Origin of the sequence: Ferrimonas sp. SCSIO 43195, assembly GCF_023716685.1 — a bacterium.
In the GTDB taxonomy this organism is placed as follows: domain Bacteria; phylum Pseudomonadota; class Gammaproteobacteria; order Enterobacterales; family Shewanellaceae; genus Ferrimonas; species Ferrimonas kyonanensis.
Genome location: NZ_CP072679.1, coordinates 4,305,548 through 4,331,289, shown reverse-complemented (window position 1 = coordinate 4,331,289; position 25,742 = coordinate 4,305,548). Strand labels below are relative to the sequence as shown.

Here is a 25,742-nt window from a genome sequence, read left to right as displayed (position 1 = left end):
ATTAACTTAGGGAAAATAAATCCACTTGTAAATGCTTTTGTTCAGGGCACAAAAAGCGGCTCCCATGGGAGCCGTTTTTTATTCTGTACCGGTTTAGCGGGTCGGCGCCTGGTAGGGCGGCATTTCGCCGATGGTGACCGGCAGCCGCAGCGTCTTGCCTTTGCGAATCAGGGTCAGGTTGACCTCGGTACCCGGTGGCGTCTCGGCGATGGCATCCATCATGGCGTTGACCCCTTCGATTTTTTGGCCGTTGAGCTCGGTGATGACGTCGCCGGCCGCCAGCCGGGCTCGGGCGGCCGGGCTGTTGCGATCGACGTTGGTCAGCAACACGCCGTCGGTATTGGCGATGCCCATTAATCGTGCCCGGGTGGCATCCAGCGGTGCGGCACTGACGCCGAGGTGGCCGCGAATTACTCGACCATCTTTAATCAGCTTTTCCATGACGTGATGGGCCAGTGGCAGCGGAATGGCAAAGTTGATGCCGACGCCACTTTCACCGCCGACATTGTAGTTGGCGGTGTTGACCCCCACCAGGTAGCCGTCCGCATCCACCAGGGCGCCGCCGGAGTTGCCTTGGTTAATGGCGGCATCGGTCTGGATGAAATCCTGATAGCCGGAACTGAGGCCATATCGACCGGTGGCGCTGATGATCCCCTGGGTAATGGTTTGCCCCAGGTTGTAGGGGTTGCCGATGGACAGCACCGCATCGCCGATCTCCGGTTGACGCTTGAGATCGTAGGGGATGGTCGGCAGAGATTGTCCTTCGGTATCGATGTACAGCACCGCCAGATCGGTCCAGGGATCGGCGCCAATCATCACCGCCGAACCCCAGCGACCATCCTGCAGGGCCACGTAGATCAGGTCGGCACCGCTGACCACGTGATAGTTGGTCAGCACGTAGCCGTCTTCCCGCATGATGATGCCCGAGCCCAGGCCGGCGTCGGTGGACTGATTCGGGAAGGCCGCATTCTGGGTGCGGGAGTAGATGTTCACTACCGCAGGGGAGGCGCGCTTGACCGCCTGGGCAAAACTGGTGCGATTGACCTGGCTGCTGGGCCAGCTGAGATCCGGCAGTTGCTGCCTGAGGCTGGGGCTCAACAGCACGATGGCGATGGCCAGTACCAGCCCGGCCAGAATCGGTTTCGCAACGTAGAGCAGGAACTTTGCCATGGTCTTAATAATATTGATGAATGAAAGCACGAGGGTATCACATCGAAGGAACACAAAAAAATGAGCCGCTACCGGAAAGGCAGCGGCTCATGGCGGGCATGGGGGTTAACGGATTATCAGGTACATGTTGCTGTCATCACGACGGATGTTCAGCGCCAGTGCGCCTTCGTAATCCTCCAGCAGGCTACGCAGCTCTTTCAGGCTCTGCACTCGCTCGCGGTTAACGCCGAGGATGATGTCGCCTTTACGCAGCCCCTGGCGGGCAGCGGCAGAGCGCTCTTCCAGCTCGGTAATGGCGACGCCTTCGATGCCGTCCTGGTTGTAGGTGGACAGCTTGGCGCCTTCCAGGGCCGGGTGAACCACGCTGGCTTTGACGTTCTCACCTTCCGCTTCGCTCAGGGTCACCTTGACGGTCTCTTCATCGCCGTCGCGAATGATGCCCAGCTTCACTTTGCTGCCGGCGCCCATGGTCGCGACTTTGGCGCGCAGTTCGGAGAAGGTGCGAATCTTACGGCCATTGACGCTGATGATGATGTCACCGGCCTTCAGGCCCGCCTTGGCGGCGGCGGAGTCTGGGACCACCTGGCTGACGAAGGCGCCATGCTGAGACTCGAGGCCAAACAGTTTGGCGGTTTCGTTGTCCAGCTCCCGGCCCAGCACTCCGAGCACACCGCGGCGCACTTCACCGAATTCGATGATCTGCTGAGTCAGGCCGCGAACCATGTCCGACGGAATGGCAAAGCCGATGCCGACGTTGCCGCCGCTCGGAGCCAGAATGGCGGTATTGATGCCGATCAGTTCACCGTGCAGGTTCACCAGGGCGCCACCGGAGTTACCGCTGTTAATGGCGGCGTCGGTCTGGATGAAGTTTTCCAGGCTCTCGATGTTCAGGCCGCTGCGGCCCAGGGCGCTGACGATACCGGAGGTGACGGTCTGTCCCAGGCCGAAGGGGTTGCCGATGGCGACGGCAAAGTCGCCGACCCGCAGGCCGTCGGATTTGGCCAGTTTCACCTCGGTCAGGTCGTCGGCCTCCACTTTCAGCAGGGCCACATCGCTGCTCTGATCGGAACCGATCAGCTCGGCTTCAAATTCGCGGCCGTCGCTGAGGCTGATGAGAATCTTATCGGCGCCGTCGATGACGTGGTGGTTGGTGACGATGTAGCCTTCATCGGCGTCGATGATGACCCCGGAACCCAGGCCGCGGAATGGGCGCTCCTGGACCCGCTCCCGGGGCGCATTGGGGCCGAAAAAGTAACGAAATGGCTCAGGAATCTCCTGGCGGGACACCTGGGTGCCGGATACCGACACCGATACGACGGCAGGGCCCACCTGCTCGATCATTGGTGCCAGGCTCGGCAATTGCTGTCCCTCAACCACCAGAGGCAAAGCGGCGTGGCTGGTGGCGGGAAACAGAGAGACTCCGGCAGCGAAAATCGCGGCGGTCAGAACGGTAACAGACTTATTCATCTATAGAAATTCTCCGTAATTCAGCAAATTTTTCTACTTGCTTATCGACCCCCTCGCTGCCGCTTTAGTTCCCCTGGTCAGCTGACTTTTTTTCTCGGGCTGATGATGCCGTGGGAGCCGTGAACGTAATCGTTAGGCTGCTGATCTTCGGTGGTCAGTGGCTCTGGCTCCGGTTGATGCAGCGGCAACTTGGCGGTGCTGAGTTGCTCCTCAAACAGGTGCGAGGCCGATTCGTTCCACAGCCGGTTGGCCTTGTCCACATCCTGGCTCAACTGCAGCAGGGTTGCGTGAGACTGCTCAAAGTAGTCCGCCATCTCCTGTCGTTGCTGATCCAGTTCGAAACGGGCTTTTTCCAGCTTTTGCCTGACGCTGTGGGCATCGGCGGGGGTACCTGAGGTGCGCCAGCGAACGGCGTAGCCGAGGCCAAATCCCACAATCAGGGCCAGTACTATCCAAACTTCATTCATATCTACTCCAAACCGACCCGTAAATTAAGGCCAAAAAAATTAGCACTATCTACTTGTTATAGACCAACTATACATCGGCTTGGGCTGCCATGGTACTATGACCACTCAAAGCTAAGACCAGTGACGAGGGCCATGGAAGTGCCACAGGCGACCCCCTTACAGCGTTATCAGGCGGATCTCTCCCGCCCGGATTTTCACCCCGACCCGGCTCAACGCCACGCCGTCGAACAACTGCAACAGTTGTACGATGCCCTTCTGGCCCGAGATCAGTTCGAACCGGGCTTACTGGGGAAGTTGGGTGGCTGGCTCGGTAAAACGTCGCCGCCACCCACGGTTCGGGGCCTCTATTTCTGGGGGGGCGTCGGCCGGGGTAAGACCTATCTGGTGGATACGTTTTTTGAGGTGTTGCCGCTGCAGCGCAAAATGCGCATCCACTTTCACCGCTTCATGCACCGGGTCCATCAGGAGCTGAATCAGCTCAAGGACCAGCCCAACCCGTTGGAGCGAGTGGCCCAGACCCTGGCTGACGAGGCCGAGGTGATCTGTTTCGATGAGTTTTTTGTTTCAGACATCACCGATGCCATGTTGCTGGCGGGGTTGATGAAAGCCCTGTTTGCCCGCGGGGTGGTGTTGGTGGCCACCTCCAACATTCCGCCACGGGAGTTGTACCGGAACGGGTTGCAGCGAGCCCGTTTCCTGCCAGCCATCGACCTGATTGAACAACATTGTCAGGTAGTCAATGTGGATCATGGCATCGATTACCGGCTGCGGGCACTGGAGCAGGCGGAGATTTTTCACTCTCCGCTGGATCAGCAGGCGGACGATAACCTGCACCGCTACTTCGAGCAGTTGGCTCCGGAGGCCGGCCATTTCGGCGGCGACATCGAGGTCGAGGGGCGGTTAATCCCGGTGCGTCGACAGGCGGATGGGGTGTTGCTGGTGGATTTTATGGCGCTGTGCGACGGTCCCCGCAGCCAGTTGGATTACATGGAGCTGGCCCGCTGTTACCACTCGGTGCTGCTCAGTGGCGTTCAGGCCATGGGGGCCCAGCTGACCGGTGACGACATCGCCCGGCGCTTCCTGGCGCTGGTGGATGAGTTCTATGAACGCGGGGTCAAGTTGATCATCTCCTGCGAAGTGCCGTTGCCGCAGTTGTATCAGGGCGGCGGGCTGGAGTTTGAGTTTCGTCGCTGCCTGAGTCGGCTGCAGGAGATGCAGAGCCACGACTACCTGGCTCGCCCCCACCTGCCTTAACGCGGTTTTTATGCCGCCTGGACCGCAGTCGGCCGCTGTCGATTCTGGCAAAACTCGCCCATTGGCGGATTGGCTGTAAAAAACGGGTGATTTTTACGTCGCCTTACTCTATAATTCGCGCCCTGCCCACGTTACGAATGGTTGATTTATCAACCGGCACTCGGTTCCGATGTGTTCGAAGGGGCACGGAAGAAACCAACATAGGGCGTATTGTCGGCCCCGACAGTGCGCTGATGTGTAACAGCTAATTTGGGTTATTAGTCTGATGAAAACCTTTACTGCAAAACCAGAAAGCGTAAAGCGCGACTGGTTCGTCATCGATGCCGATGGCAAAACTCTGGGTCGTCTGGCCACTGAAGTTGCTCGTCGCCTGCGCGGCAAGCATAAGCCAGAATACACTCCTCACGTTGATACCGGTGACTACATCGTAATCATCAACGCTGAGAAAGTTACCGTTACCGGTAACAAGGCTCAGAACAAGATGTACTACAGCCACTCTGGTTACCCTGGCGGTATCAAAGAGATCAACTTCAGCGATCTGCAGGCTCGTAAGCCTGAAATGATCATTGAAAAAGCGGTTAAGGGCATGCTGCCGAAAGGCCCTCTGGGTCGTGCCATGTTCCGTAAGCTGAAAGTGTACGCAGGTAACGAGCATGCTCACGCAGCTCAACAGCCTCAAGTACTAGACATCTAATACGGAGATTTTGGCAATGGCACAAACTCAATACTACGGCACTGGCCGCCGCAAGAGCTCTACCGCTCGTGTATTCATTAAAGCTGGTAGTGGCAACATCACTGTAAACAAGCGTACTCTGGACGTTTACTTCGGTCGTGAAACTGCTCGTATGGTTGTTCGTCAACCTCTTGAGCTGGTTGAAATGCTGGAGAAACTGGACATCTACGTAACTGTTCAGGGTGGTGGTATCACTGGTCAAGCCGGTGCAATCCGTCACGGCATCACTCGTGCTCTGATGGAGTACGATGAGACTCTGCGTCCTGCACTGCGTAAAGCTGGCTTCGTTACTCGTGACGCCCGTGAGGTTGAGCGTAAGAAAGTCGGTCTGCGTAAAGCACGTCGTCGTCCACAGTTCTCCAAGCGTTAATTCGCCGCGAGCACAAGGACTGGAAAACCCGCTGCATGTCAGCGGGTTTTTTTATGTCTGTCTAAAATCAAAGCGCAATCCACTGTTTTGTAAACTTATCGCCAACTCATGTTTTCAAATTATTGTTATTCAGCACAATATCCCCACGGAAAGTATGATCTATCTCTAATTTTTCTATATAATGGGCGCGCGACCGAGCTTCAGCGCTACCTGAATCCACAATTTGGGTAACAACTGCTCGGGTCATTAAAAAATAAAAGCAGACCCCAATGGGAGAAAAGTGGATGAGCAATGCGCCTGTCGATAATGGACGTCGCAGATTCCTGACCGCTGCTACAGCCGTAGTGGGCAGTGTCGGCGCCGCTGCTGTTGCGGTTCCATTCATTAAATCATGGAACCCGAGTGCCAAGGCAAAAGCCGCCGGCGCTCCAGTAGAAGTCAATATCAGTAAAGTGGAACCTGGACAGCTGCTGCGCGTTGAGTGGCGCGGTAAGCCAGTGTGGATCGTACGTCGCACCGAAGCGGTGCTGGATGGATTAACCAAGCTGGACGATCAGCTGCGTGATCCGGACTCCGTCGAGCCTCAACAACCTCCTTACGCTCAGAATGCCTTCCGTTCCATCAAGGACGAGTATTTTGTTGCCGTTGGCCTGTGTACCCACCTAGGGTGCTCACCGACCTATCAGCCCGATACCTTTGGCCAGCAGGTCGAAGGGGTGCCATCCGGTTTCTTCTGCCCTTGCCACGGTTCAAAGTTTGATATGGCCGGCCGGGTTTTCCAGGGGGTGCCTGCACCGCTGAACCTGGTGATTCCGCCGCACTTCTATGTTGATGAAAAGACCATTTTGATCGGCGTTGAGAAGGGAGTGGCCTGATTATGAAAAAGATCATTGATTGGATCGACGAGCGGATCCCGATGACGGCCACGTACAACAAGCACGTAGGCCAATACCCTGCTCCTAAGAATTTCAACTTCTGGTACTACTTCGGTTCTCTGGCAATGCTGGTGTTGGTGAACCAGTTGCTGACCGGTGTCTGGTTGACCATGAACTACGTTCCCACCGCCGAAGGCGCGTTCGCTTCGGTGGAATACATCATGCGGGATGTGGAATACGGTTGGTTGCTGCGCTACATGCACTCCACCGGGGCCTCCGCCTTCTTCGTGGTGGTCTACATGCACATGTTCCGCGGCATGATGTACGGCTCCTATCAGAAGCCCCGGGAACTGTTGTGGATCTTCGGCATGCTGATCTTCCTGATCCTGATGGCCGAAGCCTTCATGGGTTACCTGCTGCCCTGGGGACAGATGTCCTACTGGGGGGCTCAGGTGATCATCTCCCTGTTTGGTGCCATTCCGGTCATCGGTGACGATCTGACCCTGTGGATTCGAGGCGACTACGTGGTCTCCGGTGCCACACTGAACCGCTTCTTTGCCCTGCACGTGATTGCCTTGCCTCTGGTACTGGTGGTGCTGGTATTCCTGCACATCATCGCGCTGCACGAGGTGGGGTCCAACAACCCGGACGGCATCGAAGTGAAGAAGAACAAGGGCCCGGACGGCTGGCCAGTGGATGCGATTCCCTTCCACCCCTACTACACCGTGAAGGACATCATGGGAGTGGCCGGATTCCTGATCATCTTCTGTTATGTGCTGTTCTTTATGCCAGAGGGCGGGGGTTACTTCCTGGAGCGGCCAAACTTCGAAGCGGCCAACCCGCTGAAGACGCCGGAACACATCGCGCCAGTGTGGTACTTCACCCCGTTCTACGCCATTTTGCGCGCCATCCCGGACAAGCTGCTGGGTGTGGTCGGCATGGGCGCGGCCATCGGCGTGCTGTTTGTGCTGCCATGGCTGGACCGCTGTAAGGTGAAGTCCATCCGCTACCGCAGCATGCTGCACAAGGTGAACCTGTCACAGTTTGTGGTCTGCTTCATCGTTCTGGGTTACCTGGGTGCCGTACCGGCCACTCCGACCCTGACCCTGTTGGCACGCATCTGTACCCTGGGTTACTTCGGCTTCTTCGTACTGCTGTTTGTGTACAGCAAGAACGAGAAGTGCAAACCGGTTCCAGAAAGGGTGACAGGCTAATGAAAAAGTTAATCGCAGTAATGATGGCTTGCCTGCCGGCTCTGGTGTTTGCCGCCGGCGGCAACAATGAACACGTGGTCAGTGCCAACATTGATCTGACTGACAAAGCGTCGCTCAAGCGCGGTGCTCAGGCATTCATGGATAACTGCAGTGGCTGTCACAGCCTGCAGTACCAGCGTTACCAGCGCATTGCCGATGATCTGGAGATGACCGAAGAGGAGGTCGGAAACCTGATTCTGAGCGATGCCAAGATTGGTGAGCAGATCAAGTCGGCCATGAGTACCGACAATGGTGCCACCTGGTTTGGTGCGCCGCCGCCGGATCTGACCCTGGAAGCGCGGCTGAAGAGCCCGGACTGGATCTACTCCTACCTGAAGGCGTTCTATGTGGATGAAAGCCGTCCCTTCGGCGTCAACAACCTGGTGTTCCCGGCGGTGGGCATGCCCCATGTCCTGGAAGGACTGCAAGGGACACCGGTGTTGCAGGAAGACGGTACCATCGTCGCCAGCGGCGGCCAGATGAATGCCGAAGAGTATGATCAGTACGTTCTGGATATCACCAATTTCCTGGCCTATACCGGTGAGCCGGTCAAGCTGGAACGTGAACGTATTGGTAAATGGGTACTGGCTTTCCTGGCCTTCTTCTTCGTGATTGCGTTTTTCTTGAAGAAGGAATATTGGCGAGATGTACACTAATCGCCAATAACAGGTTACAATCTACCTCTTGCGCATTTGGGGGCATTCTTGCCCCCAAATGTTTTATCGTTTCTGAGTGAGTTTGGAGGATGTCGATGGCTGTTGCTGCCAATAAACGCTCTGTAATGGCGCTGTATTCCGGTGCTAGTGATCTCTATAGCCACCAAGTACGCATTGTCTTGGCGGAGAAGGGCGTCGGTGTCGAGGTAATCCAGGTTGATCCAAACCAGCTACCGGAAGACTTAGCAGAGCTCAACCCATACAACAGCGTTCCGACCCTGATCGATCGTGAATTGGTGCTGTACAACTCCCGTATCATTATGGAGTACCTGGATGAGCGTTTCCCTCATCCGCCGTTGATGCCTGTGTATCCGGTATCCCGTGGTCAAAGCCGTCTGATGATGTACCGCATCCAGAATGACTGGTATGCATTGGCCGAACGCATTATGCGTGGTGAGAAAGCCGATGCGGCTCGTAAGCAGCTGACCGAAAGCATTCTGGGCCTGAGCCCGGTATTTGCGGAAACCCCTTACTTCATGAGCGAAGAGTTCACCCTGGTAGATTGCTACCTGGCAGCCCTGTTCTGGCGCCTGCCTCAGCTGGGCATCGAAGTGGCCGGCCGTGGCAGCAATGAAGTGAAAGCCTACATGACCCGCATCTTCGAGCGTGAGTCCTTTAAGGCATCGCTGACCGAAGCCGAGCGCGAGCTGCGCATCGGTGTCTGAGGTAGAGCACAGCCTGTCACCCCAACGCCCCTACCTGTTGCGGGCGCTGTATGAGTGGCTGGTTGATAATGATCTGACCCCTCACCTGGCGGTCAATGCCGAGTTACCCGGCGTCCGGGTACCGACTCAGTATGTGCAGGATGGCCAGATTGTGCTGAACATAGCTCCCCATGCGGTGGGCAATCTGCAGATGGGCAATGACGACGTCCGCTTTAATGCCCGTTTTGGCGGTCAGCCACAGGCCATTGTGGTCCCCCTGTATGCCTGTGAGGCTATCTATGCCCGGGAAAATGGCGCCGGAACCCTGTTTCCGCCTGAACCGAGCTATGAGCTGCAACTGGAGCAGCAGCAGGATGACACCACTGCGCCTGAGGCTGTCGACTCGCAGGACAGTCGTCCCGAGCCGGGGCGACCCACTCTCAGGGTCATCAAGTAAGCATTCGATGATTGAAAAGCCGGAGCCTATGCTCCGGTTTTTTTTGCTTTGTCCGCGGAAAATCGTTCGGATTTAATGAAGCCTGCATTGCGCCTGAGCTTCTTTGCCCAGTCTTGGTTACAAAAAAGCGATTTCCCCAATATCGCCCATGTGATCGCGATCACGTTTTTGGCCTTTGATACTCAAGTTTTTGCATTTTGCGACGGTGTCGAGCTTGCTGCTCCGACCATCGATAAAATTGGCGTCAGAACAATTGATTGTAGAAAGCTTCTGAAAATTGGTGGCTCAGCCGGCAACCTTAATTCCAATCTGAAGTGTAATTAATGAAGATCATTTTTTGCTCTATATCAGTAAATTAATTTCTTCAAGGGGGGGGTTTTGAGCTGTTTGTCTAAAAAATGGGCCTTGAGTATTCTCTTCCCACTTCGTTATTCGGTGTCCGCGCCATTCGCAGCGGCATCGGGTGTGTTTAGACAGCAGACAAAGGCAAAACCAGTGAGAGCTGGCGACGCAAAATCTCCGGTCTTAAGGCGTACGCCAAAGATAGCGGGATTACCTCATGTCGTATGTGGTGTATTGAGGGAACAACGGTGCCGGGCTTATGGCCTGGTGTACTGACCAACCGTCGCGTGAAATTGTCTGCCGATTTAGGAGCATTAGATGTCAAATCGGCATTTTCAGCTGGGCCCCAATGGCCTGGTAACACTGAAGACCCTGTTTTCAGTCACCCTGTTAGCGGTCACCCTGAGCGGGTGTGGGGGCGGATCATCGGATCCGTCGCCGGACCCGGATCCGCCGCCGGTCATTCCGGACCCGGATCCTGAGCCGGACCCAGATCCGGACCCGGACCCGGACCCAGACCCAGACCCAGACCCAGATCCGGACCCAGATCCAGACCCGGACCCGGACCCAGACCCGGATCCAGACCCGGACCCGGATCCAGACCCAGAGCCGGATCCAGACCCGGAAGTGGGGGTGATTCTGAGCTCCGATGCGGTGGTGTTTAATGGTCAGAATGCCTATGGCGAGATTGCCGATTGGCGTGCCGACGGCGATTTTCGCGTCGTGGCCTGGCTGGACGAGATTGCGGTTGAGGCCGGTGCCAAAACCATGCTGTTGTCCTCCGCCGCCAATGGCGATTATCTGGCCTTTACCCACAACAGCGTCGAAGGTCGCTGGAACGGTCAGACGGTGTCTGTCGGCGGGCAACTGGCGTTTGATCAGAGCCGCTACGTAGAGATCACCGTCGCCAATGGCAACCTGACTGCCTCGGATGGCAGTGCCAGCGCCACCACCAGCAACGGTGCGGTAAGCCCGACGGCGGTGACATACAACTGGTTGTATCGTCAGCAGGATCAGTATTCTCAAGGGGCGTTGCAGTCACTGGCGTTGATCGACCTGGATAACAACGATCACTCCCGCGCCCTGAGCTTTGACCAGGACAAAGGCGTGGTGGCCTCCGGAGCGGGCGCCAACGGTACGCATCTGCTGATGAACGTGGCGGCGTCGGACTGGCGAGCCATTGAGTCGAACGTCAAGGCGCCGATGCCGCACCTGGCGAGCCAGGCGGAGTGGGATGCCCGCTTCGAACAGATGTACCCTAACCAGCGTCCGGTCATGAATGAGACCAAGGGCAACGACAACCTGGTGTACGCCTGGGAAGGGCATTACTGGCTGCGGGCTTACGTGCGCATGGCTAAGACCTATGGGGACAGCAAGTACCTGGACTACGCGGTTGAGCTGGCGGATCACATGCTGTATTACACCGACGAACAGCGGGTAGAGCGGGGTGAGCTGAACATCTTCAATGAGCCTTACCATGAGTTGGCGCCGAAGTTGTATCTGACCACGCCCGGGTTACCGGTTCCCGGATGGCGACGCCCCTATAATGGTGGCTGGCGCAATGAGGCACTGACCGACGGCATGATCCTCAATGCCATTATGCGGCTGGCGGATCACATTAAGAGTGACAACCTGACCGCCTATATGGCCAAGGCCGACAGTTACATCGAACGGGCGAAAGTGATTGTACGGGCACACGACACCTCATTCAGCACCACCAAGAATGCGGCGATTCAGGGCTCCTACTTTTACGTCAACCCGGATAATGCCGATACCGGTGACAGTGGTTTGTACTCCAACCCTCTGCCGTTTAACCACAACATGACCCTGGGTGTGGCGATGATCTACCTTAACAAGTGGACCAACGACAGCGGTGACCTCGGTCAGAAGGCCAATGAGATCCTGGGCTTCTATATGGATAACCTCAAGGCGGACAGCAACAACGTCTGTACCTGGGATTATCAATACAAGGCCGACGGCAGTGGCAAGATGGAAGACTTTAACCACGCCCACCTGGACGTAGGCTTCATGGTTCTGGCCCGCCAGGAAGGGATGTTGGACAGCGACCAGCCGCTGACCTGCCTGGCCAACACCATGGTCAGCAATGTGTTCGTGGCGCCGGCCATGGCCAGTTTTGGTGTCGATGGCACTGGCTTGAGTTCAACCTGGGATCAGGTGGCCGTAGGCTATGACTGGATTGATCTGCAGGCGTACGATGCCCGCATCGGAGACATCAGTGATCACATCCTGCGTCACTACGGTGCGCCGAACTGGTACCGGCCGTATCTGGCATCTGCCAATACCCTGTACTGGAACAACCAGTAACCCTCAGGGTTGTTGGAAAACGGATTGGCTGTCTTCGGGCAGCCTTTTTGTTTTTTTGCTCAGTTAATGACTCTGATTACCTCGGTTAAGCCGCCGCTGATTACGGGTTAACTAGTTAAAAAATAAGTGTAAGAACCCCATTCTGACGGGATTTGACGCCGATCGCCTCACCTTGACAATACTCGCTTTGTGTCCATAAACTTGGTAGCTTGTGGGAAAAAGTGGTTATTTGTGGGATGAAGTCGTCCGATTGAATTTAACAGGGATGGGATAGCTTTTGTTTAGAGGCGCCAGCAGCATCTCTCTCGATGCCAAAGGCCGGATCGCAATACCAAAGCGATACCGGCCGTTGTTGTGCGCGCAAAACGACAATCAGTTGGTGGTGACCGTCGACATCAAGTCGGCCTGCCTGCTGCTGTACCCGCTGGATGCCTGGCAGGAGGTCGAGCAAAAACTGGCGACCCTGTCCGATACCCAACCCAGTGAGCGCGCCATTAAACGGCTGTTGCTGGGCTACGCCGCCGATGTGGAGATGGATCGCATGGGCCGGGTGTTATTGCCTCCCCCTTTACGACAGTACGCGCAACTGGATAAGCAACTGATGCTGGTCGGTCAGCTCAACAAGTTTGAGATCTGGTCGGAAAGCAACTGGCAGCAACAGATTGCCGACTCTCAAACCGCTTTAGAAGCGGAAGCCTTTATTGATAACCAACGTTTACAGGAATTTGCCCTCTAATGGCGGAAAGTTTTAGTCACGTAACCGTGCTGCTGAAAGAAGCAGTGGACGGATTGAACATCAAAGCCGACGGTACATACATCGATGGTACCTTCGGACGTGGCGGTCATAGCCGGGAAATTCTGTCGCGTCTTGGACCCGATGGCCGTTTGTTTGGCATCGATCGCGACCCCCAGGCGGTTCAAGTGGGTCAGCAACTGCAGCAGCAGGACCCCAGATTCACCATCATTCATGGTCCTTTCTCCGGGCTGGCCCAGTACCTGGAAGCGCGTGACCTGGTGGGTCAGGTCGATGGCGTACTGTTGGATCTTGGGGTGTCGTCGCCGCAACTGGATGATGCCGAACGCGGCTTCAGCTTCCTGCGGGATGGGCCGCTGGACATGCGCATGGACAACACCCAGGGCGAAACCGCATCACAGTGGTTGCACCGTGCCGATGCCAAAGACATCGCCTGGGTGATTCGCACCTTTGGTGAAGACAAGTACGCCGGTCCCATCTCCCGGGCCATCAAGGCCCACATCGAGGAGGGCAAGCCGCTGGAGCGAACCCGGGACCTGGCCAAATTGATTGAAGACATTACTCCGAAACACAAGATGGAGAAGGGCAAGCACCCGGCGACCCGCACCTTCCAGGCGGTGCGCATCTACATCAACAGCGAACTGGAGGAGATCGAACAGGCGCTGAAGGGCTCCCTGGTGGCGTTAGCCCCAGAGGGACGGTTGTCGATCATCAGCTTCCATTCGCTGGAAGACCGGATGGTCAAACGCTTCATGCGACGTCAGAGTCAGGGTGAGCCGTTGCCTCCCGGCCTGCCTCTGACCGAGGAACAGATCAATAAGACCCGAACCATGAAGACCGTCGGCAAAGCGTTGAAGCCGTCGGATGGTGAGGTGAGCGATAACACCCGTTCCCGCAGTTCGGTGCTGCGGGTTGCTGAGCGATTGGGGTAATTCATGATTGGCGACTCCAGCCTGGCTGGCATCATCTGGCGAGACCTGTGGCACCACAAGAGCGTGGTGCTGCTGAGCGTGCTGGTGCTGGTGAGTGCCTTGGGGGTGGTCTGGACCGCGTATGAAGCCAGGCTACTGACCAATGATCTCAACGATCAGCGTCAGCGCCGTGATGAACTCGACATTCAATGGCGTCACTTGCTTCTGGAGGAGCAGACCCTCACCGAACACAGCCGGGTCAGCCGCTTGGCGGAGAAGCAACTGGACATGAGCCGACCGGCACCGGGTCAGGAAGTGGTGGTGAGGCTGCCATGAAACCCAGTCAACGCCGCCATCGGCGTCCCAATGCCCGCCCCGCCAAAGCCGCCAAGCCTGCGGCAAAATCCGGTGCCAAGCAGAAGCTGAGACCGACGCTGTTTCAGATGCGCTACCGTTTCGTGGTGTTCGCCCTGTGCAGTGTGTTTGTGGCCATTATGGCGCGGGCGGCGTACATCCAGGTGATCTCTCCGGACCGGTTGATTAACGAAGGTGACATGCGCTCATTGCGCACTCAAACCCACGAAGTTCAGCGCGGGCTGATCACCGATCGCAACGGCGAGATGTTGGCGGTCAGTGTGCCGGTAGAGGCGATCTGGGCCGACCCTAAGATTTTGAATCAACGGCATAGCTTCGACGATAAGCGCCGCTGGCAAGCGCTGGCGGAGGTGCTCGATGAGCAGCCCGAGGCGCTGGCGGCGCGCCTGAAGGCCAACCCCAAGCGTCGTTTTGTCTATCTGAAGCGCCAGGTGACGCCGGCGTTGGCGCGCTACGTACGCGAGCTGCGCATTCCCGGCATTGGCCTGAAGCCGGAATCCCGTCGCTACTACCCGGCAGGGGAGATCACCGCGCAGTTGGTGGGGATCACCAACATCGATGACAAGGGGCTGGAAGGGATCGAGAGTCAATACGACAACTGGCTCACCGGTTCGGCCAGCAAAATGAAGGTGCGCAAATCCCGCGACGGCAAAGTGGTGGAAAACCTGTCGGTGATCGAGGAGGGGGAAAACCCCAATGATCTCAAGCTCAGCATCGACATGCGGCTGCAGTCTCTGGCCTACCGGGAGCTGAAGAAGGCCACCGAGTATCACATGGCCTCTTCCGGCTCCATCGTCATCATGGACGTGGTTACCGGTGAGGTGCTGGCGATGGTGAACACCCCCAGCTACAACCCCAACCAGCGCAGCAGCATGCAGAGTTTTGCCATGCGCAATCGAGCCATCACCGATACCTTTGAGCCAGGATCGACGATCAAGCCGCTGGTGGTGGCCACGGCGCTGGCAGAGGGGGTGGTCAAGCCCGATGAGGTGATCAATACCAGTCCCGGCTGGCGCCGCATTGGCGGCAGCATCGTTCGCGATTACCGCAACCTGGGCAAACTGGATCTGACTCACGTGCTGCTCAAATCCAGCAACATGGGCACCGCCAATCTGGCTCTGAGAATGGATGTGGAGACCGTGCTCAACAGCTATGCCGGCTTTGGTCTGGGGGATTACTCCGGGGTGAACCTGCCCGGCGAGTCTACCGGGGTGTTGTCGCGACGCACCCGTTGGTCCGATTTTGAGCGAGCGACGCTGTCGTTTGGTTATGGCCTCAGTGCCACGCCGCTGCAACTGGCCAAGGTGTACGCCATCCTCGGCAATGGCGGCCGCAAGCACCCGGCGTCGGTGCTGAAAGTGCGCGCCGACCAACTGCCGCCGGCAGAACAGGTGGTTCCGGAGTGGGTCGCCGATGAGGTGGTGGCGATGTTGTCGGGGATCACCGGTCCCGAAGGCACCGCCAAGCAGGCTCACATCGACGGCTACACCGTGGCCGGCAAGACAGGTACCTCCCGTAAGGCGGTGGCTGGCGGCTATGGCGATGATTACGTTACCTATTTTGCTGGCCTAGCGCCGGCGGAGCGCCCCCGGCTGGCGATGTCGGTGGTGATTAACGACCCGAAAGGGGAACAGTATTACGGCGGCACCGTGGCGGCGCCGGTCTTTGCCAAGGTAATGGCAGGCGCATTGCAGATGCTCAATGTGGCCCCTTTTACCCCGAAAGTGCCGGTGCGGGTGGCCGCCAAACGAGGAGGCGTGAATGATCGCTCTTGATGATCTGTTAGCGCCGTGGATGCCGCTGTCAACGGGCATTAAGGTTCAGGGGTTGACCCTGGACAGCCGCCGGGTTGAGCCCGGGGATCTGTTCGTGGCCCTGCCGGGTCACCTGGTGGACGGACGTGACTACATCGATGCCGCCGTGGCCAATGGCGCGGTGGCGGTGCTTGAGGAGTCGCCCCAGAGCGGTGTACTGCAACAGAAGCCGGTGCTGCGCATTGGCCTGACCGGCTTGAACCGGGCGCTGTCGGCCATGGCGGTGGCCGCCTACCCGGCGGCGAGCCAGCCGATTTTGTACGGCGTTACCGGCACCAATGGCAAAACCACGGTAACCCAGTTGCTGGCGCAACTGCACCACCAGCTGGGCCAGACCGCCGGCGTAATGGGCACCGTGGGCAACGGCCTCTGGGGCCAGCTACAGCCGTCGGTCAATACCACCTCCGACGCCATTACCGTGGCTCGCAACCTGGCGCAGCAAGCGCACGACGGCGCCGAAGCGGTGGCCCTGGAGGTCTCCAGCCACGGCCTGTGTCAGCATCGAGTGGACGGGTTGAGATTTGATGTGGCGGTGTACACCAACTTGAGTCGTGATCACCTGGATTACCACGGTGATATGGACAGCTACGCCGATGCCAAGTTGCGATTGTTCCAGTTACCCGCTGTGGGAGCCGCTGTCTTTAATCTGGATGACCAATACGGTGCCCTGTGGCATCGGCAGTGGGATCCCCAGCGTCCCTGTGTCGGCTACAGCCTCGATGGGGCCAGTTGCCGGGGCCAGTACCTGTCGGTGATTCGAGCCGATTACCACAGTGACGGGGTGTCTGCCACGGTCCGCTCCAGCTGGGGCGAGTTCGAGCTGGCATCACCGCTGATCGGCGCCTTTAACCTGGCCAACCTGCTGGCGGCGCTGGCGGCGATGCTGGTGCGTGATGTCCCCCTGGCACCGTTGTTGCAGGCAGTGACCCAGTTGCAACCGGCGCTGGGCCGAATGGAAGCGTTTACCGCGCCGGGTAAGGCCACCATGGTGGTGGACTACGCCCACACCCCAGACGCCCTCAAGCAGGCGTTGCAGGCGCTGAAGGCCCATTGTCGAGGCAAGCTCTGGTGTGTGTTCGGCTGTGGCGGCGACCGGGATCAGGGCAAGCGGCCATTGATGGCGCTGGAAGCCGAGTCGGTGGCCGATAACCTAATTCTGACGGCGGACAACCCCAGAAACGAGTCGGTGGAGGCCATCATCGAACAGATGCAGGCTGGCCTGCAGGGTAAGGCGCAGGTGTGGCTTGAGACCGACCGTGCCAAGGCGGTGTCTCTGGCCCAGAGCCTGGCCGCGAGTAAAGACATGATACTGGTGGCCGGTAAGGGTCACGAAGACTATCAGATCATTCACAATACCCGGCAGGACTACAACGAGCGCCACTGGGTGCAACAGGTGATGGAGGGCAAGGATGATTAAACTGACCTTGTCTGAGCTGGCGACCATCGTCTCCGGTCAGTTGCTGGGCGACGATGTCGAGATACAGCAGGTGTTTACCGACAGTCGACAGGCGGTGGCCGGCGGGCTGTTCGTGGCGATTAAGGGCGAACATTTTGACGGCCATGGTTACGTGGCCGCCGTGGCTCAAACGGCCGCCGCCGCGCTGGTGAGCGAGCCCCAGTCGGTGGCCCTGCCACAGGTGGTGGTGGCCGATACCCGTCTGGCGCTGGGGCAACTGGGTGCTTGGCTGTGTCGCACTCTGGCGCCCTATCGGGTGGCGATCACCGGTTCGGTGGGCAAAACCTCGGTCAAGGAGATGGCCGCGGCCATTTTTCGCCAGCAGGGTGAGACCCTGGCGACTCTGGGGAATTTTAACAATGACCTCGGTGTACCCCTGACCCTGCTTCGGCTGGAGCCTCAGCACCGTTTTGGCGTGTTTGAACTTGGGGCCAATCATGCCGGCGAGATTCGCTATACCTCGTCGCTGGTGCGGCCCAATGTGGCGATGATCAACAACGTACAAGCCGCTCATCTGGAGGGATTCGGTTCCCTCGATGGCGTCACCGCCGCCAAAAGCGAAATTTTTGAACATCTGAGTGACGACGGGGTGGCGGTGCTGAATCTCGACGATCACAAGGCCGCGGCCATTCGAGACAACATCGGTACCCGACCGACCCTGACCTTCTCCAGCCGTCAGCCTGCGGATCTGCACGGCAGCGACATCGAACGTCTCGGCAACGGCTGTTACCGCTTCAGCCTTAACCGGGCCGATGGCGCCCGCAGCGTCAGCCTGCCTCTGGTGGGGCGCCATCAGGTGGACAACGCCCTGGCGGCCGCAGCCCTGGCCACCGCCGCCGGCATTGAACTGGATAAGATTCAGACCGGGCTGCAGAGCCTGGTGCCGGTGAAAGGGCGGATGCGGCCGTTGCAGTTGCAGCCGGGGCTTCAGGTGATTGACGACTGCTACAACGCCAGCGTCGCCTCCAGTAAAGCCGCCATCGACACCCTGGCCGAACTCGACGGCACTCGAGTGTTGATATTTGGCGACATGGGGGAGTTGGGGCCCGACAGCGAGTCACTGCACCTTGAGGTCGGCCAACATGCCTGGAAAAAAGAGATTGACCATGTGCTGACAGTGGGTACATTAAGCCGCTCGGTTTCGGCGCCTCACTCGTCAGGACGTCATTTTGCGGCTCAATCGGATTTGATCGCCGCCGTCATCCGCAGCCTGCCTGATTGGGCAGGGCCGGTGACCCTATTGATAAAAGGTTCCCGCAGCGCCGCCATGGAGCGAGTCATAGACGCTTTGCAGGAACAATATGGAGAACAGAAGTAGATGCTGGTTTATCTGGCCGAGTACCTGGCCCAGTTCCACAGTGGATTTAACGTCTTTTCCTATCTGACGTTCCGCTCCATTCTTGGCTTGTTGACGGCCCTGTGTTTTTGCCTGTTTATGGGCCCGTACCTGATTCGCTATCTGCAGGACATGCAGATCGGTCAAGTGGTGCGTGACGACGGCCCCGAGTCCCACTTCAGTAAGCGCGGCACCCCAACCATGGGGGGCTTGATGATCCTGGGCGGCATCTTTGTCAGTGTGCTGTTGTGGGGCGAACTGACCAACCGCTATGTGCTGGTGATGCTGTTTGTGCTGGGGGCCTTTGGCACCATCGGCTTCGTCGACGACTACCGCAAGGTGATTCGAAAAGATCCCAAGGGGCTGATCGCGCGCTGGAAGTATTTCTGGCAATCCGCCATTGCCCTGGTGGTGGGGGCTTACCTGCTGTGGAGCGCCCAAAGTCCGGATGAAACCATGTTGGTGGTGCCCTTCTTCAAGGACGTGATGCCACAACTGGGGCCACTGTTCATTCTGCTGGTGTACTTCACCATCGTCGGCAGCTCCAATGCGGTTAACCTGACCGATGGCCTCGATGGCCTGGCGATTGTGCCGACGGTGATGGTGGCGGCGGCGTTTGCCCTGGTGGCTTACCTGTCCGGCCACGCCGAATTCTCCCGCTACCTGCATATCCCTTATCTGCCCGGAGTGGGTGAGTTGGTGATCGTCTGCACCGCCATGGTTGGCGCCGGGTTGGGCTTTTTGTGGTTCAACACCTATCCAGCCCAGGTGTTTATGGGCGATGTGGGCTCATTGGCGCTGGGGGCGGCACTGGGGGCGATTGCGGTGCTGACCCGACAGGAGATCCTGTTGGTGATCATGGGCGGCATCTTCGTCATGGAAACCCTGTCGGTGATTCTGCAGGTGGGCTCCTTCAAGCTGCGTCGTAAGCGCATCTTCAAGATGGCGCCAATTCATCACCATTTCGAATTGAAAGGCTGGCCGGAACCACGGGTTATCGTTCGTTTCTGGATCATCTCCCTGTGTCTGGTGTTACTGGGTCTGGCGACCCTTAAGGTGCGTTAACGTGAGTCTGACGTCGCGAGTGGATTGGTTGGTTCTGGGGCTGGGCATCACTGGCCTGGCCTGCGTACGCCATCTCCATGGCCGTGGCGACACCGTCGCGGTGTGGGACACTCGCCAGACGCCTCCGGGGGCCGAGCAACTGGCGGCTGAGTTTGCCGATGTGCCGCTGCTCAGCGGCGAGTTCGAGGCGGCCGCCCTGAAGCAGGCAACCACTCTGGTGGTGTCGCCGGGTATTGCCCTGGCCACACCCGCCATTGCCGAGGCGATGGCGGCCGGCGTCGAGGCCATCGGCGACATCGAGTTGTTTGCCCGAGAAGCGGACAAACCGGTGATCGCCATCACCGGCTCTAATGGCAAGTCGACGGTCACCACCTTGGTGGGTGAGATGATCGAGGCCGCCGGTCTGAGCGCGGGTGTGGGCGGCAACATCGGTGTGCCGGCATTGCAGTTGCTGAACCGCGGCCACGATGTCTATGTGCTGGAGTTGTCCAGCTTCCAGCTTGAGACCACTCACAGCCTGGCACCGCGCATCGCCACGGTGCTGAATGTCAGTGACGATCACCTGGACCGCTACCGGGACTTTGAGCATTACCGCGACACCAAACGCACCATTTATGATGGCGCCCAGTTGTGTCTGCACAACCTCGACGACGACAATACCCGTTGCGATGACCCCCAAGCCTGGAGTTTTGGCCTGCAGGCGGGGCGTTTCCACCTGGCCGACGGCCAGTTATGCGACGGGGCCGTGGCGGTGATGCCGGTGGCAGAGATGGCGCTGGTGGGACAACACAATCAGGCCAATGCCCTGGCCGCCATAGCATTGGCCACGGCGGTGGGCATCGACCATGACGCCATGCGTCAGGCACTGCGTCGGTTTGGTGGCCTGGCGCACCGCTGCCAGACGGTGGTGGTAAAACACGGTGTCCACTTTGTGAATGACTCCAAGGCCACCAACGTCGGCGCCACTCTGGCAGCCCTGGAAGGGTTGGCGGAGTTTCCCGGTCGCTTGCACCTGATTGCCGGGGGCGTCGGTAAAGGCGCCGATTTCTCGCCGCTGGCGCCGGTGTTTGCCGCGCGATTGGCGAGTCTGTTTACCCTGGGGCAGGACGGCCCGTCGCTGGCGGCGCTGTTTGCCGGGGCGGTGCAGTGCGACTCCATGGAGAGTGCGGTTCGCCAAGCGACGGCAGTGGCGGTCGAGGGCGACATGGTGTTGCTGTCCCCGGCCTGTGCCAGCCTGGATATGTTCGCCAACTACATGAAACGCGGCGACAGTTTTCAACGTGCGGCGGAGGCGGTCTGAATGGCGTCTACCGAGCAGCAGTTGTCACTGAGATTGCCTCGCAGCGGCCTGATGGGCTGGCTGGGGGCACACTCGGATCAGCCGCCGCTGTACGATCGCTTTCTGCTGTTGCTACTGCTGACGCTGGCAGCCATCGGCCTGGTGATGGTGACCTCGGCGTCATTGGCCGAGGCGCAAAGCCTGACCGGCGATCCGCTCTATTTCGTTAAGCGCCACCTGGCGTTTCTCGGCGGTGCATTGGTGATCCTGGCCCTGGGGCTGCGCATCCCCATGAGCTGGTGGCAACAACGCAGTACCCAGTTGATGCTGGGAGGACTGGTGTTGATTGTGCTGGTGTTGTTCGTCGGCCGCAGCGTCAACGGGGCGACTCGCTGGTTGCCGTTGGGCCCGGTAAACATTCAGGTGGCTGAGGTGGCCAAGTTCACCCTGTTCCTGTACCTGGCCGGTTACCTGGTGCGGCGTCACCAGGAGGTTCGGGAGGAGCTCAAGGGCTTCTTGAAGCCCTTTGTCACCCTGGGCGTGTACGCCGGTTTCATTCTGGCTCAGCCGGATCTGGGTACCGTGGTGGTGATGTTTGTCACCGTGATGGGGATGCTGTTCCTGGCTGGCGCTAAGCTGAGGGATTTCTTTGCCCTGATGCTGCTGGGGGTGTCCCTGGTGGTGGGATTGATCATCTCGGCTCCGTACCGGCTACGACGGGTCACCAGTTTCTGGGATCCCTGGGCCGACCCGTTCGGCGCCGGTTACCAGCTGACCCAGTCTCTGATGGCCTACGGCCGCGGCGATTGGTTGGGGCAGGGGCTGGGCAACAGCATCCAGAAACTGGAGTACCTGCCCGAGGCGCATACGGATTTTATTTTTGCGGTACTGGGTGAGGAGCTGGGGTTTGCCGGCGTCACCTTTGTGCTGCTGCTGGAACTGATTCTGGCGCTGCGAGCGCTGCGCATTGGCAATCTGGCATTGCAGGCCAATCAGGCTTTTGCTGGCTATTTTGCCTACGGCATCGGTATCTGGTTCAGTTTTCAAACCGCGGTAAACGTCGGTGCCAGCGTTGGCCTGTTGCCAACCAAAGGCCTGACGTTACCCATGGTCAGTTATGGTGGAAGCAGTTTATGGGTAATGACCGTCGCAGCCGTTGTATTGCTGCGCGTCGATTACGAGCGACGATTGGCCGGGGCAAGTCCTGGCAAAAAGGGGGGCAGTGATGACGGCTCCTAAACGATTAATGGTGATGGCCGGTGGTACCGGCGGTCACGTTTTCCCGGCGCTGGCCGTAGCCCGGTATCTGCGGCAGCAGGGCTGGGAGGTCAGCTGGCTGGGCACCGCCGATCGCATGGAGGCGCGCCTGGTGCCCCAGCATGGGTTTGAGATCGACTTTATCGACATCCAGGGAGTGAGGGGCAATGGCCTGATGCGTAAGCTCAAGGCGCCCCTGCAGATCCTCAAGGCGATCTCCCAGTCCTGGCGCCTTTTGCGCCAGCGTAAGCCGGATGTGGTGCTGGGCATGGGCGGCTATGCCGCCGGACCTGGAGGCATCGCGGCCTGGCTTAGGGGGATCCCGGTGGTGCTGCATGAGCAGAATGCCGTCGCCGGTGCCACCAACCGCATCCTGGCTCGTTTCGCCAGCCGCATCCTCTGCGCCTTTGACGGCGTCTTTCCCGGCCGGGATGCCCGCCGGGTTGGCAATCCGGTGCGAGAGGAGTTGTTGGCGGTGGGGCGGGATCATCCCGTGGTACCCGGTGACCAGCTTAAGGTGTTGGTTGTTGGTGGCAGCCTGGGAGCCAAGGTGCTCAACGAGACCCTGCCCCAGTCGGCGCAGCGGTTGGGCCCGAACACCAGCTTGACCGTCTGGCATCAAGTCGGGCGTGGCAACGAGGCCGCCACCCGGGAAGCCTGGCAGGCCCTGGCGCCGGCCGTGGGGGTGCAGGTGTCGGAGTTTATTGATGACATGGCGGCGGCCTATGCCTGGGCGGATCTGGTGATCTGTCGAGCGGGTGCCCTGACCGTGGCCGAGCTTAGCGCCACCGGCCGACCCTCGATTCTGGTGCCGTTTCCCCATGCGGTGGACGATCACCAGACCAAAAACAGCGAGGCCCTGGTGGCCTCAGGGGCGGCCAAATTGATGCCGCAGTCCAAGCTGACGCCGAAAAGCCTGGCACTGCGGCTCACCCAGATGGCTCATGATTCAGAGCGGTTGATGTCCATGGCGCGGGCGGCAACCGAGGTGGCGGTTCCTCAGGCCACCCAGTTGGTGGCACAGGAGTGCATTCAGGCCGCCGGGGGGCAACACAATGAGTAATTCAGCCATGCAGAACGGAATGGGCGCCATGCGCCGAGTGAAAGCGATTCATTTTATCGGCATCGGCGGCGCGGGCATGGGCGGCATCGCCGAGGTGCTGGCCAATGAGGGCTATCGCATCAGTGGCAGCGACATCGCCGAAAACGCGGTAACCGATCGGCTCAAGGCGCTTGGGGCAGTAATTCACCTGGGCCACGATGCCCGCTGGGTGGCCGACAAGGACGTGGTGGTGGCTTCTACCGCCATTGCCGACAGCAACCCGGAGATCATCGCCGCTCGTGAGCGACGGATTCCCGTGGTGCAGCGCGCCCAGATGCTGGCGGAACTGATGCGGTTTCGCCACGGCATTGCCATTGCCGGTACCCATGGGAAAACCACCACCACCAGCTTGATCGCCAGCATCTTTGCTCAGGCGAAGCTGGATCCGACCTTTGTCATCGGCGGATTGCTCAACAGCGCCGGCACCAACGCCCGGCTGGGGTCGGGCAAGTTTTTGATTGCCGAAGCCGATGAATCCGATGCCAGCTTCCTGCATCTGCAGCCGATGGTATCGGTGGTCACCAATGTCGAGCCGGACCACATGGACACCTATGGTGGCGACGTGGGCCGGCTGCACGACACCTTTATCGAGTTTCTCCACAACCTGCCCTTTTATGGCCTGGCGGTGGTGTGCGGTGACGATGACGGTGTGCAGGCGATTTTGCCCCGGATCAGCCGTCAGGTGACCACCTATGGCTTTGGCAGTGACGTCGACGTGCAGGGACGGGATTTCGTTCAGCACGGCACTCACAGCGAGTTTGTGGTGCAACGCCATGGCTGCGATGACCTCAAGGTGACCCTGGCCCTGCCTGGACGGCACAACGCCCTCAACGCCCTGGCGGCCATCGCGGTGGCCTCCGACGCCGGCATCGACGATGCGGCCATTGTCTCCGCCCTGGCGCAGTTTGAAGGCATCGGCCGCCGCTTCCAGCAGTACGGAGAGTTTGATAGTGGCCGTGGCCGGGCACTGTTGGTGGACGATTACGGCCACCACCCCAGCGAGGTGGCGGCCACCATCCGCGCCGCCCGTGCCGCCTGGCCCGAGCGCCGGCTGGTGATGGCGTATCAACCGCACCGTTACAGCCGTACCCGGGATCTGTATGACGACTTCTGCCAGGTGTTGGGTGAAGTGGATCAGTTGCTGCTGCTGGAGGTGTATGCCGCCGGCGAGGAGCCGATTCCTGGTGCCGACAGTCGCGCCCTGGCCCGATCGATTCGTGGCCGGGGGAAAGTGGACCCCATCTACGTGGCGTCGCCCCAGGCGTTGCCCGGAGTATTGGCGGACCTGATTCAGGACGGTGACGTGGTGATGACTCAGGGGGCCGGCAACATTGGTGCCCTGGCCAAGCAGTTGGGCGCGATGAAGTTGAGTATTGACGCCATGAAAGAGGTAGGCGATGAGTAAGTTTGGCAAAGTGGCGGTGATGTTCGGTGGCAGCAGTGCCGAGCGGGAGATCTCTCTGAAATCCGGGCAGGCGGTTCTGGCCGGACTGCAGGCCGCCGGCGTGGACGCTCACCCCTTTGATCCGGCGGAGCGCCCCCTGGCCCAGTTGCAACAGGAAGGCTTCGAACGGGTGTTTGTGGTGCTTCATGGCCGTGGCGGCGAGGACGGCACCCTGCAGGGTGCCCTCGACCACATGGGCCTGCCCTACACCGGCAGTGGCGTGCTTGGCTGCGCCCTGGCCATGGACAAAGTCCGCACCAAGATGCTGTGGGCTGGCATGGGGCTGCCCACAGCGGCGTTTGAGGTGGCCCGTCAGGAGACGTATCAGGCCGAGCAGGCTGGCACCATGCTGGCGCGTCTCGGTGGCAAGGTGATGGTGAAACCCGCCAATGAAGGGTCTTCCATCGGCATGGCCATCGCCGACACCGCGTTACAGCTGCAGCAGGCTATCGAAGCGGCGCTGGAGTACGACCGACAGATTTTGGTGGAACGCTTTATCGATGGGCCAGAGTACACGGTGTCGATCCTCGGTGAGCAGGCGCTGCCGGCCATCGAGATGCAGACCGACAATCAGTTTTACGACTATCAGGCCAAGTACCAGTCCACCGAGACCCGCTACCTGTGCCCGTGTGACCTGTCTGCGGAGGAAGAGCAGCAGTTGCGCACCCTGGCTCTGGATGCGTTTAAGGCGGTAGGGGCCAGTGGCTGGGGCCGGGTGGATGTGATGCGCACCGCCGACGGCGACTGGCAGTTGCTGGAGGTCAATACCGTACCGGGTATGACACAGACCAGCCTGGTGCCAAAGGCGGCGCAAGCGACGGGCCTGGATTTTCAGGCGCTGGTTGTGGCCATTTTGGCCCAGACCCTGAGGTAAGC

25 protein-coding genes and 1 riboswitch are annotated in these 25,742 nt (G+C 59.1%); of the genes, 22 read left to right on the top strand and 3 right to left on the bottom strand.

The genetic code is table 11. The annotated features are described in order from the left end of the window. Nucleotides 1-93: 93 nt before the first annotated feature. The 3 genes from degS to J8Z22_RS19975 all read right to left on the bottom strand — a co-directional run bounded on the left by degS (nt 94) and on the right by J8Z22_RS19975 (nt 3,104). Nucleotides 94-1,170 carry an outer membrane-stress sensor serine endopeptidase DegS gene (gene degS, locus J8Z22_RS19985; RefSeq protein WP_035415081.1) on the bottom strand — a complete coding sequence of 359 codons (1,077 nt, stop codon included), beginning with the start codon at nt 1,168-1,170 and terminating at the stop codon, nt 94-96. Nucleotides 1,171-1,275: 105 nt separating this feature from the next. Next, nucleotides 1,276-2,637, bottom strand: coding sequence for a Do family serine endopeptidase (locus J8Z22_RS19980; RefSeq protein ID WP_028111492.1), 1,362 nt, complete (start codon nt 2,635-2,637; stop codon nt 1,276-1,278). Nucleotides 2,638-2,714: 77 nt separating this feature from the next. Further along, entirely contained in the window at nt 2,715-3,104 is a 390-nt protein-coding gene (locus J8Z22_RS19975) for a YhcB family protein (protein ID WP_028111493.1), read from the bottom strand. Nucleotides 3,105-3,242: 138 nt separating this feature from the next. Here J8Z22_RS19975 and zapE point away from each other — a divergent pair, with 138 nt between their 5' ends. From zapE to J8Z22_RS19865, 22 genes are all read left to right on the top strand, one after another. Continuing rightward, nucleotides 3,243-4,358 (top strand): cell division protein ZapE, encoded by a 1,116-nt coding sequence (gene zapE / locus J8Z22_RS19970; protein WP_252010502.1) that lies wholly within the window; start codon nt 3,243-3,245, stop codon nt 4,356-4,358. A gap of 265 nt (nt 4,359-4,623) precedes the next feature. Next, entirely contained in the window at nt 4,624-5,052 is a 429-nt protein-coding gene (gene rplM, locus J8Z22_RS19965; protein ID WP_028111495.1) for a 50S ribosomal protein L13, read from the top strand. A 16-nt stretch (nt 5,053-5,068) separates the two neighbouring features. Then, nucleotides 5,069-5,461: a 30S ribosomal protein S9 gene (gene rpsI, locus J8Z22_RS19960; protein ID WP_028111496.1), complete on the top strand. Its 393-nt coding sequence runs from the start codon at nt 5,069-5,071 to the stop codon at nt 5,459-5,461. Nucleotides 5,462-5,745: 284 nt separating this feature from the next. Then, nucleotides 5,746-6,336, top strand: a complete 591-nt coding sequence (gene petA, locus J8Z22_RS19955; protein WP_028111497.1) for a ubiquinol-cytochrome c reductase iron-sulfur subunit — start codon at nt 5,746-5,748, stop codon at nt 6,334-6,336. 2 nt (nt 6,337-6,338) lie between these two features. Then, the gene (locus tag J8Z22_RS19950) at nt 6,339-7,550 is read left to right on the top strand and encodes a cytochrome bc complex cytochrome b subunit (RefSeq protein WP_371878036.1); all 1,212 of its coding nucleotides are present in this window, start codon (nt 6,339-6,341) and stop codon (nt 7,548-7,550) included. After that, nucleotides 7,550-8,245 (top strand): cytochrome c1, encoded by a 696-nt coding sequence (locus J8Z22_RS19945; protein WP_028111499.1) that lies wholly within the window; start codon nt 7,550-7,552, stop codon nt 8,243-8,245. The genes J8Z22_RS19950 and J8Z22_RS19945 overlap by 1 nt, the downstream gene beginning before the upstream one ends. A 95-nt stretch (nt 8,246-8,340) precedes the next feature. Continuing rightward, nucleotides 8,341-8,970: a stringent starvation protein SspA gene (gene sspA, locus J8Z22_RS19940; protein ID WP_028111500.1), complete on the top strand. Its 630-nt coding sequence runs from the start codon at nt 8,341-8,343 to the stop codon at nt 8,968-8,970. Beyond that, nucleotides 8,963-9,406 carry a ClpXP protease specificity-enhancing factor gene (locus J8Z22_RS19935; protein ID WP_035414947.1) on the top strand — a complete coding sequence of 148 codons (444 nt, stop codon included), beginning with the start codon at nt 8,963-8,965 and terminating at the stop codon, nt 9,404-9,406. The genes sspA and J8Z22_RS19935 overlap by 8 nt, the downstream gene beginning before the upstream one ends. Before the next feature lie 75 nt (nt 9,407-9,481). Beyond that, nucleotides 9,482-9,730: a hypothetical protein gene (locus J8Z22_RS19930; protein WP_252007765.1), complete on the top strand. Its 249-nt coding sequence runs from the start codon at nt 9,482-9,484 to the stop codon at nt 9,728-9,730. Between the two features lie 151 nt (nt 9,731-9,881). Further along, nucleotides 9,882-9,966, top strand: a riboswitch (cyclic di-GMP riboswitch). Between the two features lie 100 nt (nt 9,967-10,066). After that, nucleotides 10,067-12,073 (top strand): hypothetical protein, encoded by a 2,007-nt coding sequence (locus tag J8Z22_RS19925; protein WP_028111503.1) that lies wholly within the window; start codon nt 10,067-10,069, stop codon nt 12,071-12,073. A gap of 277 nt (nt 12,074-12,350) precedes the next feature. Continuing rightward, nucleotides 12,351-12,809 (top strand): division/cell wall cluster transcriptional repressor MraZ, encoded by a 459-nt coding sequence (gene mraZ / locus J8Z22_RS19920; protein ID WP_028111504.1) that lies wholly within the window; start codon nt 12,351-12,353, stop codon nt 12,807-12,809. Beyond that, entirely contained in the window at nt 12,809-13,759 is a 951-nt protein-coding gene (gene rsmH, locus J8Z22_RS19915) for a 16S rRNA (cytosine(1402)-N(4))-methyltransferase RsmH (RefSeq protein ID WP_028111505.1), read from the top strand. The genes mraZ and rsmH overlap by 1 nt, the downstream gene beginning before the upstream one ends. A gap of 3 nt (nt 13,760-13,762) precedes the next feature. Continuing rightward, nucleotides 13,763-14,074, top strand: coding sequence for a cell division protein FtsL (gene ftsL / locus J8Z22_RS19910; RefSeq protein ID WP_028111506.1), 312 nt, complete (start codon nt 13,763-13,765; stop codon nt 14,072-14,074). Nucleotides 14,075-14,181: 107 nt separating this feature from the next. Next, on the top strand, nt 14,182-15,888 hold the full coding sequence (locus J8Z22_RS19905; protein WP_051252297.1) for a penicillin-binding transpeptidase domain-containing protein: 1,707 nt from the start codon (nt 14,182-14,184) through the stop codon (nt 15,886-15,888). Further along, the gene (gene murE, locus J8Z22_RS19900; RefSeq protein WP_252007762.1) at nt 15,875-17,344 is read left to right on the top strand and encodes a UDP-N-acetylmuramoyl-L-alanyl-D-glutamate--2,6-diaminopimelate ligase; all 1,470 of its coding nucleotides are present in this window, start codon (nt 15,875-15,877) and stop codon (nt 17,342-17,344) included. The genes J8Z22_RS19905 and murE overlap by 14 nt, the downstream gene beginning before the upstream one ends. Next, nucleotides 17,337-18,701 (top strand): UDP-N-acetylmuramoyl-tripeptide--D-alanyl-D-alanine ligase, encoded by a 1,365-nt coding sequence (gene murF / locus J8Z22_RS19895; protein WP_252007760.1) that lies wholly within the window; start codon nt 17,337-17,339, stop codon nt 18,699-18,701. Before murE ends, murF begins: the two co-directional genes overlap by 8 nt. Beyond that, nucleotides 18,702-19,784 carry a phospho-N-acetylmuramoyl-pentapeptide-transferase gene (gene mraY / locus J8Z22_RS19890; RefSeq protein ID WP_028111510.1) on the top strand — a complete coding sequence of 361 codons (1,083 nt, stop codon included), beginning with the start codon at nt 18,702-18,704 and terminating at the stop codon, nt 19,782-19,784. It abuts the gene before it with no gap. Nucleotides 19,785-19,791: 7 nt separating this feature from the next. Further along, nucleotides 19,792-21,084, top strand: coding sequence for a UDP-N-acetylmuramoyl-L-alanine--D-glutamate ligase (murD, locus tag J8Z22_RS19885; protein ID WP_252010501.1), 1,293 nt, complete (start codon nt 19,792-19,794; stop codon nt 21,082-21,084). Next, entirely contained in the window at nt 21,085-22,302 is a 1,218-nt protein-coding gene (gene ftsW / locus J8Z22_RS19880) for a cell division protein FtsW (RefSeq protein WP_028111512.1), read from the top strand. It abuts the gene before it with no gap. Further along, nucleotides 22,286-23,383, top strand: a complete 1,098-nt coding sequence (murG, locus tag J8Z22_RS19875) for an undecaprenyldiphospho-muramoylpentapeptide beta-N-acetylglucosaminyltransferase (protein WP_169629186.1) — start codon at nt 22,286-22,288, stop codon at nt 23,381-23,383. The genes ftsW and murG overlap by 17 nt, the downstream gene beginning before the upstream one ends. Continuing rightward, nucleotides 23,376-24,827: a UDP-N-acetylmuramate--L-alanine ligase gene (gene murC / locus J8Z22_RS19870; protein WP_035414950.1), complete on the top strand. Its 1,452-nt coding sequence runs from the start codon at nt 23,376-23,378 to the stop codon at nt 24,825-24,827. The genes murG and murC overlap by 8 nt, the downstream gene beginning before the upstream one ends. Further along, nucleotides 24,820-25,740 carry a D-alanine--D-alanine ligase gene (locus J8Z22_RS19865; RefSeq protein ID WP_252007757.1) on the top strand — a complete coding sequence of 307 codons (921 nt, stop codon included), beginning with the start codon at nt 24,820-24,822 and terminating at the stop codon, nt 25,738-25,740. The genes murC and J8Z22_RS19865 overlap by 8 nt, the downstream gene beginning before the upstream one ends. Nucleotides 25,741-25,742: the final 2 nt, after the last annotated feature.